This is a genomic window from Mesorhizobium sp. P2_C5_2 (assembly GCF_056404535.1).
Window position 1 is genome coordinate 958,180 of the sequence record NZ_JBFUDV010000001.1, and the last position, 12,108, is coordinate 970,287.

General features: G+C 64.3%; 10 protein-coding genes and 1 pseudogene. 5 read left to right on the top strand and 6 right to left on the bottom strand.

Features of this window, described 5'->3' with window-relative positions; all coding sequences use genetic code 11:
• The first annotated feature begins 1 nt into the window (after nucleotide 1).
• The 4 genes from AC1D1B_RS04595 (at nucleotide 2) to AC1D1B_RS04610 (ending at nucleotide 5,120) form a co-directional block, all read left to right on the top strand.
• The gene (locus tag AC1D1B_RS04595) at nucleotides 2–1,015 is read left to right on the top strand and encodes an alpha-ketoacid dehydrogenase subunit beta (protein WP_477311083.1); all 1,014 of its coding nucleotides are present in this window, start codon (nucleotides 2–4) and stop codon (nucleotides 1,013–1,015) included.
• Nucleotide 1,016: 1 nt separating this feature from the next.
• Nucleotides 1,017–2,333, top strand: coding sequence for a dihydrolipoamide acetyltransferase family protein (locus tag AC1D1B_RS04600; protein WP_477329750.1), 1,317 nt, complete (start codon nucleotides 1,017–1,019; stop codon nucleotides 2,331–2,333).
• Nucleotides 2,334–2,568: 235 nt separating this feature from the next.
• Nucleotides 2,569–3,960 (top strand): dihydrolipoyl dehydrogenase, encoded by a 1,392-nt coding sequence (gene lpdA, locus AC1D1B_RS04605; RefSeq protein ID WP_477329752.1) that lies wholly within the window; start codon nucleotides 2,569–2,571, stop codon nucleotides 3,958–3,960.
• 299 nt (nucleotides 3,961–4,259) lie between these two features.
• The gene (locus AC1D1B_RS04610) at nucleotides 4,260–5,120 is read left to right on the top strand and encodes a glycosyltransferase (RefSeq protein WP_477329754.1); all 861 of its coding nucleotides are present in this window, start codon (nucleotides 4,260–4,262) and stop codon (nucleotides 5,118–5,120) included.
• Nucleotides 5,121–5,304: 184 nt separating this feature from the next.
• Here AC1D1B_RS04610 and AC1D1B_RS04615 read toward each other — a convergent pair whose 3' ends face one another.
• A complete protein-coding gene (locus AC1D1B_RS04615) occupies nucleotides 5,305–6,408 on the bottom strand; it encodes a saccharopine dehydrogenase family protein (protein WP_477329756.1) in 1,104 nt (367 codons plus the stop codon).
• 148 nt (nucleotides 6,409–6,556) lie between these two features.
• On the opposite strand from AC1D1B_RS04615, the gene AC1D1B_RS04620 reads away from it, so the two are divergent.
• Nucleotides 6,557–6,985: an Lrp/AsnC family transcriptional regulator gene (locus AC1D1B_RS04620; protein WP_477330539.1), complete on the top strand. Its 429-nt coding sequence runs from the start codon at nucleotides 6,557–6,559 to the stop codon at nucleotides 6,983–6,985.
• A gap of 231 nt (nucleotides 6,986–7,216) precedes the next feature.
• Here the strand turns inward: AC1D1B_RS04620 and AC1D1B_RS04625 are convergent, their stop codons facing one another.
• The 5 genes and pseudogenes from AC1D1B_RS04625 to AC1D1B_RS04645 all read right to left on the bottom strand — a co-directional run bounded on the left by AC1D1B_RS04625 (nucleotide 7,217) and on the right by AC1D1B_RS04645 (nucleotide 12,075).
• Nucleotides 7,217–8,290, bottom strand: coding sequence for an aldo/keto reductase (locus AC1D1B_RS04625; RefSeq protein ID WP_477330541.1), 1,074 nt, complete (start codon nucleotides 8,288–8,290; stop codon nucleotides 7,217–7,219).
• A gap of 174 nt (nucleotides 8,291–8,464) precedes the next feature.
• Nucleotides 8,465–9,253, bottom strand: a pseudogene (locus tag AC1D1B_RS04630) (Gfo/Idh/MocA family protein); the annotation flags it as partial.
• Between the two features lie 23 nt (nucleotides 9,254–9,276).
• Nucleotides 9,277–10,356, bottom strand: a complete 1,080-nt coding sequence (locus AC1D1B_RS04635; protein WP_477329758.1) for an ABC transporter ATP-binding protein — start codon at nucleotides 10,354–10,356, stop codon at nucleotides 9,277–9,279.
• Nucleotides 10,357–10,364: 8 nt separating this feature from the next.
• A complete protein-coding gene (locus AC1D1B_RS04640; RefSeq protein WP_477329760.1) occupies nucleotides 10,365–11,201 on the bottom strand; it encodes a carbohydrate ABC transporter permease in 837 nt (278 codons plus the stop codon).
• A gap of 13 nt (nucleotides 11,202–11,214) precedes the next feature.
• A complete protein-coding gene (locus tag AC1D1B_RS04645) occupies nucleotides 11,215–12,075 on the bottom strand; it encodes a carbohydrate ABC transporter permease (protein ID WP_477329762.1) in 861 nt (286 codons plus the stop codon).
• Nucleotides 12,076–12,108: the final 33 nt, after the last annotated feature.

A 12,108-nucleotide genomic window follows, 5' to 3' on the forward strand; every position in this document is an offset into this window, starting at 1 on the left:
CATGCCGAGACGAACCATGATCGAGGCCATCCGCGACGCCATGGACGTGGCGATGGCTCGCGACGAACGCGTCATCGTCTATGGTGAGGATGTCGGCTTTTTCGGCGGCGTTTTTCGCGTCACCCACGGCCTGCAGGCCAAATACGGCAAGAGCCGCTGCTTCGATGCGCCGATCAACGAATCCGGCATTGTCGGCTCGGCCATCGGCATGGCCGCCTATGGGCTGAAGCCATGCGTGGAAATTCAGTTTGCCGACTACATGTACCCCGCCTATGACCAGCTGACGCAGGAAGCGGCAAGGCTGCGCTACCGCTCGAATGGCGACTTCACCTGCCCGATTGTGGTGCGCATGCCGACCGGCGGCGGCATCTTTGGCGGCCAGACGCACAGCCAGAGCCCGGAAGCGCTGTTCACCCATGTGTCCGGGCTGAAGACGGTGGTGCCGTCCAATCCGCATGATGCCAAGGGGTTGCTGATCGCGGCGATCGAGGACCCGGACCCGGTGATCTTCCTCGAGCCGAAGCGGCTCTATAACGGCCCGTTCGACGGCCATCACGACCGGCCGGTGACGCCGTGGTCGAAGCATGAGCTGGGCGAGGTTGCCGATGGCCATTACACGGTGCCGCTCGGCAAGGCGGCGATACGCAGGGCGGGCTCGGCCGTCACGGTGCTGGCTTACGGCACCATGGTCTATGTCGCGCAGGCCGCGGTCGAGGAGACCGGCATCGATGCCGAGATCATCGATTTGAGAACCCTGCTGCCGCTCGACCTCGACACCATCGTCGCTTCGGTGAAGAAGACCGGGCGCTGCGTCGTCGTGCACGAGGCGACGCTGACCTCGGGCTTCGGTGCCGAGCTTTCGGCACTGGTGCAGGAGAATTGCTTCTACCACCTGGAAGCGCCGGTGGCGCGCGTCACCGGCTGGGACACGCCCTATCCGCATGCGCAGGAATGGGAATACTTCCCGGGGCCGGCCCGTGTTGGCCGCGCGCTTCTCGAAACCATGGGAGCTTAGGATGGGCGAACACATCATCAAGCTGCCCGATGTCGGCGAAGGTGTCGCCGAGGCCGAACTGGTCGAATGGCACGTCAAGGTTGGCGATCTTGTGCGCGAGGATTCGGTGCTTGCCGCGGTGATGACCGACAAGGCGACGGTGGAGATTCCGTCGCCGGTCGATGGCGAGATTCTTTGGCTGGGCGCCGAGATCGGCGACACGGTGGCGATCGGCTCGCCGATCGTGCGGCTGAAGGTTGCGGGTGAGGGCAACGTGAAGGCGGATGCCGCCGGGCAGACGGCGAAGGCCGAAGCACCGGCGAAACCGGCCGAGAAGAAGCCGGCTGAGACCAAGGCCGGGGCGCCCCCGGCAGCAAAGCCGAAGCCGGCAGAGCCGGCGGCCAAAGCCACGCCTGGGCCAGCCGCCGCGGTGAAAAGCAATTCCGGCGCGCCGCGTCCGGAGGGCGAAAAGCCGCTGGCGTCCCCCGCCATCCGGCTCAGGGCCAAAGAGGCCGGCATCGATCTGCGCCAGGTGTCCGGAACTGGCCCGGCCGGCCGAATCAGCCACGAAGACCTCAAGGCCTTCCTGGCGCGCGGGCCGCAGGTGGCGAAGACGTCGGGCCTTGCCCGCAACGACAGTGTCGAGGACATCAAGGTCATTGGTCTCAGGCGCAAGATCGCCGAAAAGATGTCACTGGCCAAATCGCGCATCCCGCACATCACCTATGTCGAGGAGATCGACGTCACCGCGCTCGAGGAGTTGCGCGCCGCGCTCAACAAGGAAAAGCGTAAGGGTGTCGAAAGGCCGAAACTGACGCTGCTGCCGTTCCTGATGCGGGCGATAGTCAAAGCGATCGCCGATCAGCCCAACATCAACGCGCTGTTCGACGACGAGGCCGGCATTATCCACCAGCATGGCGGCGTCCATATCGGCATTGCCGCGCAGACGCCGTCGGGGCTGGTGGTGCCGGTGGTCAAGCATGCCGAGGCGCGCGACCTCTGGGATTGCGCCGTCGAACTCAACCGCCTGGCCGAAGCGGCGAAGTCGGGCACGGCGAGCCGCGACGAGCTGTCGGGATCGACCATCACCATCACCTCGCTCGGCGCCATGGGCGGCGTGGCGACGACGCCGGTGATCAATCATCCGGAAGTGGCGATCGTCGGCGTCAACAAGATGATGGTGCGGCCGGTCTGGGACGGCACCCAGTTCATCCCGCGCAAGATGATGAACCTGTCGTCGAGCTTCGACCACCGCGTCGTCGACGGCTGGGACGCGGCGGTGTTCATCCAGCGGATCAAGGCGCTGCTTGAGACGCCGGCACTGATTTTTGTGGATTGAGGGGCGGAACGACCGAGATGACGGCGGGACAGCGCCCCCCTCTGCCTTACCAGGCATCTCCCCCACAAGGGGGGAGATTGGACGTCACGCCGGGTTTCGCCAACCTTCATTGGTTGAAGAGCGGGCGAAGCGACGAAACTGCTAATCTCCCCCCTCGTGGGGGAGATGTCCGGCAGGACAGAGGGGGGCGCGAAGGATCGCGACGGAACATTCCCTCGCATCGAAGGGTCACGCCATGAAAGAAATCTCCTGCAAGCTGCTCGTCATTGGCGCTGGACCCGGCGGCTATGTCTGTGCCATTCGCGCCGGACAGCTTGGCATCGACACGGTGATTGTCGAAGCCGGCAAACCGGGCGGCACCTGCCTCAATGTCGGCTGCATCCCGTCCAAGGCGATAATCCATGCGGCGGAAGAGTTCGAGGCGGTGTCGCACATGGCCGGCGGCACCAGTCCGCTCGGCATTTCGGTCGCGGCACCGGTGCTCGATCTCGGCAAGACGGTCGCCTGGAAGGACGGCATTGTTAGCCGGCTTACCAGCGGGGTCGCCGGACTGCTGAAGAAGGCCAAGGTCAAGACGGTGTATGGCTGGGCGACGTTCCGCGACGGCAAGACTGTCGCGGTCGAGACCGAGACCGGCACACAGATCATCCGCGCTGAGACAGTGGTGATCGCCACCGGCTCGGCGTCGGTCGAGCTGCCGTTCCTGCCGTTCGGCGGGCCTGTGATTTCATCCACAGAAGCGCTGGCTCTCAGCGAAGTGCCAAAGAAACTCGCCGTGGTCGGCGGCGGCTATATCGGGCTCGAGCTCGGCATGGCCTTTGCCAAGATGGGCGCCGCGGTGACCGTGGTCGAGGCGTTGCCGCGCGTTCTGGCGCAATATGACGCAGAACTAACCCGGCCGGTGGTGAAACGGCTGGGGCAACTCGGCGTCGAAGTGATGCTGGGCGCCAAGGCCAAAGGGGTCAAGGGCGACGCATTGCTGGTCGAGACCGCGGATGGCAAGAGCGCGAAAATTGCCGCTGACAAGATTCTGGTGACGGTCGGCCGCAAGCCGGTGACCGAGGGCTGGGGCCTCGACCAGATCGACCTCGACATGACCGGCAAGTTCATCAAGATCGACGACCAGTGCCGCACCTCGATGCGCGGCGTCTACGCCATCGGCGACGTCACCGGCGAGCCGATGCTGGCGCACCGGGCGATGGCGCAAGGCGAAATGGTGGCTGAGATCGTCGCCGGCCACAAGCGCAGCTGGGACAAGCGCTCTATCCCCGCTGTCTGCTTCACCGATCCGGAGCTGGTGACGGCCGGGTTGTCGCCGGAGGAGGCGAAGGCGCTTGGCGGCGAGATCAAGATCGGTCAGTTTCCGTTTGCCGCCAATGGCCGGGCGATGACGAAGCTCGGCGAGGACGGGTTCGTCCGCGTCGTGGCGCGGGCGGACAATCATCTGGTGCTGGGCATCCAGGCGGTCGGGCAAGGTGTGTCCGAACTGGCGGCGGCGTTCGGGCTGGCGCTGGAAATGGGCGCGCGGCTTGAGGACATCGCCGGCACCATCCATGCGCATCCGACGCAAGGTGAAGGGTTCCAGGAGGCGGCGCTGAAGGCGCTGGGCCACGCGCTGCATATCTGAGGGGGCTTGTTCCCCCAGGCTCCTTTCCTCTCCTTCCGGAGGGGGGAGAGGTGGCGCTGCGAAGCAGCGACGGAGTGGGGGAAGCCGGTCCTCAAATGCGCCGCCGCTGACAACTCACCACCCGGTCTCGAGGCATCGCTCAGATTTAGATAGCAACGCCGGAGCCGGGTCGCCCCCCACTCCGTCGAGCTTCGCTCGACACCTCTCCCCCGGTCGACGGGGGAGAGGAAAGGCGTGACCCAAGCGCCCGCTCCGAGCCGTCGGTGTCGCCAATTGCCGAAATGTATTAGTGCTTATCCATGGGCACTACACTGAAGAAATACATCGCGATTCGCTACAATACCGCCACTGGCTTCAACCCGAGCCAATGGAACGGACAAGGGCGGGCAAATCTCGATCCGGTCTGGCTTGTCGAGCGGTTGGGGCTGTTCGACACCTATTGCGCGGCTTCGCTTGAAAGCCAGACCCTGAAAGATTTCAGCGTGCTCATCGCCTTCGATGCCGATACGCATGAGAACTACATCCGCACCGTCTGCGATTGCGTGAAGGGCGTTGCGGTCAAGCCGGTCCTCGTTGACGCAGGCGCGAACTACAATGCTCGCTTCAACGCGTTCGTCCAGGACGATACGGATGCCGAATTCGTCGCGCTGACGCGGCTGGATAGCGACGATGCCCTGGCACCGGACTACATGGAGCGCGTCGACTTCTATGCGCGCCGGGAGATCGAAAAGGGAATGGTGGAGCCGCTGTACATCGCTTTTCCCCATGGCCAGAATTTCGACACCGCGACCAGGCGCTACACCCGGCATGAATATGCGGCGTCGGCCTTTGGTACCCTGGTCGAAAGGAGAGCGCCCGACATGAAGGGCGTTTACAGTGAAGGCCATACCAAGATCGCGACCCTCTACAACACCGTGGTGGCGGGATCAAAGAGCGCGCAATGGTGCATCGTCATCCACGACAACAATGCCGCCAATGTCCTGAGGGGCAAACCGGTCGCGGAGCCGTCTTTCACCGTCGGCCGGCCGGGCGCCGAAACCGAGGTGCCCGCGCGAAGGGAAAGCGCACCGCGACAGGCGGCGCAGGCCAGCATGGCGCCGCGAACAGCGGGCAATTTCATCCGGTTTCTGCAAGGGCGACCGATGCTGCTGCGGAAGTAGGTAGGATGTGGCGGCGAGCCGGTTGAGGGATGCCCACCCTCCCCCTTGTGGGGAGGGTCGATCCGCGAAGCGGAGCGGGGTGGGGTCCTCGCCGGCCGTCGGCGCTCACCCCCACCCCGTCTAGGCGGCTTCGCATTGCGAAGCCGCCTCGCCGACCCTCCCCACAAGGGGAGGGTGAAAAGGCTCAGCTCGCCAGCCGGCTCACCATCTCGTGCTGTGCATAGGCGCGGCCGAAGCGGTTGGCCAGGAATGCGTCGAGCGCGATGTCTTCCTGCTTGACGAAACCGGTGGCCGGCAAGGTGCCGTCGGCCAGCATGTCGAGCACGGCGCAGATGCCGGACGCGGTGGTGATCTGGATGGCGCTGCGGACCTGGTTGCCGACGCGCTGCGAATAGATCTTGTTGGCGTAGGTTTCCTGCAGCAGGCGGCCGTTGCGGCGGCCCGAGACGGTGACGAAGACGATGACCACGTCCTGCAGCGTTGACGGCAGGGCGCTCTCGAAAATGTCCTTCAGCACGTCGCGGCGATGGCGCAGACCAAGGTCGTTGAGCAGCGCCTTCATGATGGCGGCGTGGCCGGGATAGCGGATGGTGCGGTAGTTCAGTGTGCGCACCTTGCCCTTCAGTGTCTCGGCCAAAGTGCCGAGCCCGCCGGAGGTGTTGAAGGCCTCGTAGGTGACGCCGTCGAGCGAAAACTCCTCGCGTTCTTCCAGCGGAGGCACTTCGATCAGCTCGCCCTCAACGATCGCCTCGCAGGGCTCGCAATATTCGTTGATGACGCCGTCGGTGCTCCAGGTCAGATTGTAATTGAGCGCGTTGGACGGGTATTGCGGCAGCGCCCCGACGCGCATGCGCACGCTTTCCAGCGAGTCGAAACGGCTGGCGAGATCGTTGGCGACGATCGAGATGAAGCCCGGCGCCAGGCCGCATTGCGGGATGAAGGCGCTCTTGCCCGACTTGGCCAGTTCCTTGACGCGGCGGGTGGAGACGACGTCTTCGGTCAGATCGAGATAGTGGACGCCGGTGGTGGCGGCCGCTTCGGCGATGCGGGTGGTCAAATGGAAGGGGGCGGCGCTCAGCACGGCAAAGGCGCCGGCAAGGGCGGCCTCAAGCGCGCCCGGCGCTGCGATGTCGAGCTCCAGCGCCTCGACGCCGGCGGGGAGTTCGGCCGCGGCCAGCTGTGCCGCGGCGCGGTCGACGACGGTGACATGGTAGTCTCCGGTATCGGCAAGCATGCCTGCAATGGTCGAGCCGATCTTGCCGGCGCCGACGACGATGATTTTCTTCATGACCTGGTCCCTCGTGGAAGCTTTTTGTCCCGGCCGATGTGGGCGGGCGACATGGTCCCAAGAATCGCAGCTTGCCTGTCGAAAGGAAGCGTGGAATTGTTCGAAACGAACCCTCTGACTGAACGATATGCCGACAAGGTTCGTCGAAATGCTCAGCGATGCCGAACAAAGACTGCTTTCCCTGCTGCGCGCCAATGCACGGGCGTCGACCGCCGAACTGGCGCGCCAGCTCGGGGTATCACGCACCACCGTGCAGAGCCGGATCGAGCGGCTGGAACAGCGCGGCATCATTGTCGGCTATGGCGTGCGGCTGGCGCCGGACTATGAGCAGGGTCTGGTGCGGGCGCATGTGCTGCTCACGGTCACGCCGAAACTCGCCGACAAGGTGGTGCGCGCGCTGCAAGCGCTGCCGCCGGTGAGGACGCTGCATTCGGTCAGCGGCAATTTCGACATGATCGTCATCGTCGACGCGCCGTCGATCCGGGATCTGGATGCGCTGCTGGACGAGATCGGGGCGATGGACGGGGTCGAGCGGACGTCGTCGTCGATAATTTTGTCGACAAGGATTGATCGGTGATTGCACGCTCGGAGGTTGAGACGTCGGCGGGACAGCGCCCCCCTCTGCCTTGCCAGGCATCTCCCCCACGAGGGGGGAGATTGGCAGCTTCGCCGATCGCGCCTTCTTTCAACGTCGAAGATTGGCGAAAGCCGAGGTGACGTCTGATCTCCCCACAAGTGGGGGAGATGGCCGGCAGGCCAGAGGGGGGCGCGAAGGAATGAGACGTCTGTTGCCTCGCCTGATTGCTTACTAAGCCCTCCGCCTTTCCGGCCCATTATCCAGCCACGCCACATCCTCCGGCGACAGCTTGATATCCAGCGCCTTCAGACTGTCCTCCAGCTCATCCAGCGTGCGCGGACCGATCAGGGGCACGGACGGGAAGGGCTGCGCCAGCACGTAGGCGAGCGCGATGTGGATCGGGCTTTTACCCAGTCGCCCTGCCAGTTCGATGGCGCGGTCGCGGCGCCCAAAATTTTTCTCGGAGTACCAGACCCGCACCAGCTCCTCATTGTCCTGCTTGTCGCGGCCGGCGCGGTCGGTGAAGAAGCCGCGGCCCTGGCTCGACCAGGCGAAGTTGGGCATCTGCCTTTTCGTCAGCCAGGCTTTCCACTCGTCGGTGGACGAGGTGATGCAGCCGGCCCAGATCGGCTCCAGCATTTCGGCCAGCGAGAAATTGTTGGAGAGCGCGCCTGGCTTCTGCTTGCCGTTCTTTTCGGCATAGGTGATCGCCTCGTCCATGCGCGCCATCGTCCAGTTCGAGCCGCCGAACGGGCCTCTGATACGGCCAGCCTTGGCCTCGGCATCCATGGCATCGACGAACTCGCCGACCGGCACGTCGGGGTTGTCGCGGTGCATGAAATAGATGTCGACATGGTCGGTCTGCAGCCGGTCCAGCGACTGGGCAAGCTGCTTGCCGATGACATCGGGATAGCAGAGCGGCGAGTGCGCGCCCTTGGCGATGATCACCGACTGTTCGCGCACGCCACGGTTTTTCAGCCACTGGCCGAGCAGCGCCTCGGTGTAGCCGGCGCCGTAGACATAGCCGGTGTCGAACAGATTGCCGCCGGCCTCGAAGAAGGCATCGAGCAGGATCGAGCCCGAGGAGAAGGTGCGGAAATCCTCGAAACCGAGCGCCACCACGGAGGCGGGCTTCGACAGCCCCGGAATCCTTCGCTTGCCGATGGCGGTGCCGTCGGTCCGCAGCGGCCGGCCTGAGATGGTGTTGGTTCGCTTAGCCGGCTTTTCGATCTCGTATTCGAGCCCGACGGCAGCGCGCCATCGGTCCAGCACGCGCAGCGTGCCGAGACTGTCGGCCCAGGACATGCCCGGCCATGCGAACTCCTGCTTGCCGGCCAGGATCGCGTCGCCGGCGGCGTCGACCTCGAAGGAATAGAGGTGGCGGGTCTCGTTGACGCTGATGGTTTCGCGCGTGCCGTCCGAACGGATCACGTCGATCTTGCCGAGGCCCACATCGCGGTTGCCGCCGGCGAACCAGAAATCCGGCACTTCGATGCGGCCCTTGGTGCCGAGGATCGAGAGCACATTCTCCTGGTTGAGCGAGATGCTGCAGGACACGTTGGCGACGATGCCACCGGGGAAATGCAGCAGTGCCGAGGCCCATTCGTCGACGCCAGACTCGCCGAGATGGGCGGTACCGGCGACCCTGTCGGGGTCGGCGAAGGGTCTTCCGACAGCCGCCCCGGCGATCAGCCGCGCCATCGAGACGGGATAGCCGCCGACATCGAGAATACCGCCGCCGGCCAAATCGTTGGCGTAGAGCCGGTGCTCCGGCATGAAGCCCGGCATGGCAAAGCCGAAGCTCGACTTGATCATCCTGACTTCACCGATGGCGCCGGACTTGATCAGATCGACCAGCTTCAGTGTCTGCGGGTGCAGCCGGTACATGAAGGCTTCGCCGAGGAAAGTGCCGGCCTTGCGCGCGGCATGGATCATGGCGTCGGCCTCGAAAGCGGTCAGCGCCAGCGGCTTTTCGCACAGAACATGCTTGCCGGCTTCCGCCGCTTTGATCGCCCATTCGGCGTGTCCGGGATGCGGGATCGCGATGTAGACGGCGTCGATATCAGGGTCGTCGAGCAGCGCTTGATAGCCGTTAAGGATACGAGCGCCGGGAAATGTCTCGGCGAGGCCTTCCTTGCCGGGATTGCGGGCACCGAGCGCTGCCAGCGTGCCGGTGCGCGAGCCTGCCACGCCGCCGGCAAAGGCTTTGGCGATGCTGCCCGGCCCGAGGATTCCCCAGCGGATGGGCGCGGTTGAAGTCATGGTCATTCTCCTTGGGAGGCTGGAAGGGGTCAGCGCAGCCGCTGGCCGTTTTCGTCGAACAGATAGGATTTGCGGATGGACACGGTGATCTCCGAGGTGTCGGGAACCTTCGCCGCGTCGCGCTGGATCACCAGGTCTTCGCCATGGGCGGTCCTGGCATAGATGAAGCTGGTGCCGCCGAGATGCTCGACCACGTCGATGCCGACAGTGAGGTCGGCGTCGCCTTCGCCGCCATTGCCGAAATGTTCGGGCCGCACGCCGACGATGACCTTGGCTCCGGTTTCCGGTACAGGGCCGGTCAGCGGTTGCATGATGCGGGTCTTTTCCTCGCCCACCAGCTCGACGGTGACGCTCCTCGTATCGCGCGCGACGACGCGGCCCTTGATGAAGTTCATCTTCGGCGAGCCGACAAAGCCGGCGACGAACTGGTTGTCGGGATTGTCGTAGAGATCAAGCGGCCGGCCGATCTGTTCGACATGGCCACCGCGTAGCACCACGATCCGGTCGGCCAAGGTCATCGCTTCGGTCTGGTCATGAGTGACGTAGATCATCGTCGTGCCGAGTTCCTTGTGCAGGCGCGAGATTTCGACCCGCATCTGGACCCTGAGCTCGGCGTCGAGATTGCTCAGCGGCTCGTCGAACAGAAACACCGAGGGCTCGCGCACGATGGCGCGGCCGATGGCGACGCGCTGGCGCTGGCCGCCCGACAATTGTTTCGGACGCCGCGCCATCAACTCGCTGATGCGCAGGATTTCGGAGGCCCGTTTCACCCGCCGCTCGGTGTCCTCCTTGGGGTTGCCGGTCATCCTCAGGCCAAAGCTCAGATTCTGCTCCACGCTCATATGCGGGTAGAGCGCGTAGGACTGGAACACCATGGCGATGCCACGCTCGGCCGGCTCGACATCGTTCATCACCTTGCCGCCAATGGCGATCTCGCCGCCGCTGATGTCCTCCAGCCCGGCGATCATCCTGAGCAACGTCGACTTGCCGCAGCCGGAGGGGCCGACGAAGACGACGAACTCGCCGTCGGCGATGTCGATGTTGGCGCCATGGATGATCTCGTAAGAGCCGAAGCGCTTGATGACATTGGTGAGGGTGACTGCCGCCATGCTCTCCCCTATTTGACCGCGCCGGCGGCGATGCCGGCGATGAAATGACGTTGCAGCAGCACGAAGACGACGAGCATCGGCACGGTCAGCATGACGGCGCCGGCCATGATGCCGCCCCAGGACACCTTGGTCAGGCCGATCAGCGTGCCGAGCGCCACCGGTGCGGTCATCGCGCCGGGCTGGCTGTTGATCAAAAGCGGCCAGAGGTAATTGTTCCACGAGGCGAGGAACAGGATGATGGCGAGTGCCGCCAGCATCGGCCGCGCCAAAGGCAGGGCGACGAACAGGAAGATACGCCACTCCTTGACGCCCTCGACACGTGCGGCGTCGAACAGATCGGCCGGCATCATCGAAAAGGCCTGGCGCATGAACAAAACGCCGAGCGAATTGAACAAAGGCGGCACGATCAGCGCCACCCAGGTGTTGGCGAGCTGGAAGTCGCGCGCCACCATGATGAATTGCGGGATCAGCACCACCGCATAGGGCAGCGTGATGGTGCCGAGGATAATCGCCACCACCGCGCCCTTGCCGACAAACTGGTAGCGGGCGAGCGCCCAGCCGGCCATCGAGGTCAGCAGCACCGAGAAGAAAGTGTAGGTCACCGCCACCGCCACCGAGATGCCGATGGCGCCGACGAAATTGGTGTCGCGCTGCAGATTGTTGAAATTGTCGACGAAATTGCCGTGCGGCAGAAGCTCGATGCCGGGGCTGAAGATGCCGTTGTCGGGCATGGTCGAAAACACCACCATCATCCACAGCGGAAACAGCCAGATCACCGCCAGCGGCGTCAGGAACAGATGCAGCAGGACGCGGCGGCCGAGCCGGCGTTGCGAGAGCGAACTCATTTCGGCTCCCCTCTCATTTCGGTTCTCTCGTCAGCCACAGCTGCACCAGCGTGATGGCGATGGCGAGCCCCGCCATGGTGTAGGCGACGGCCGAGGCATAGCCGAAATTCAGCGAGCGGAACCCCTGGCGGTAAAGCAGCAGGCCGAGCGTCTCGGTGCCGCCGCCGGGACCGCCGCGCTCGGTGATCAGGAACGGCTCGGTGAACAATTGCATCGTGCCGATGATCGAGAGCACGGCGCAAAAGACGATGACGGGCTTGAGCAGCGGCAGGGTGATGTAGAAGAATTGCTTGACCTTGCTGACGCGGTCGAGCGTCGCCGCCTCATACACGTCCTCGGGGATCGACTGCAGGCCGGCGAGCAGGATGATGGCGTTGTAGCCGGCCCAGCGCCAGGTCACCGCGATCATGATCAGCGCCATGGCTGGAGTGACGTTGGAGAACCAGTCGATCTTGGCCAGGCCGACGCTGGCGAGGAGCTTGTTGATGATGCCAAAATCGAGATTGAACATCAGCCGGAACACCGCGGAATAGGCAACTTCGCCGACCACCACCGGAGCAAAGAAGGCAAAGCGGTAGAGGCCACGCGCCTTCAGCAGCGGCGAATTCAGCAGCACTGCCATGACGATGGCCAGCGAGATCATCACCGGCACCTGGATGACGAGGATGAGCAGCGTGTTCTTCAGCGCATTGAAGAAAGCGGGGTCGCCGATCAGCCGGCCCCAGTTGAAGGTGGGGGCCCAGCGCCACGGCACGGTGCGCGTCGCCTGGAAGGAGATCATGAACGAGGAGATGATCGGCCACACCCAGAAGACGGCGAAGATCAGCAAATAGGGCGTGAGGAAGCGATACGCCGTGGCGTTCTGGTAGCGCATGGTTCCTCCTCCCTTTGTTCTGAGCCGCTATTT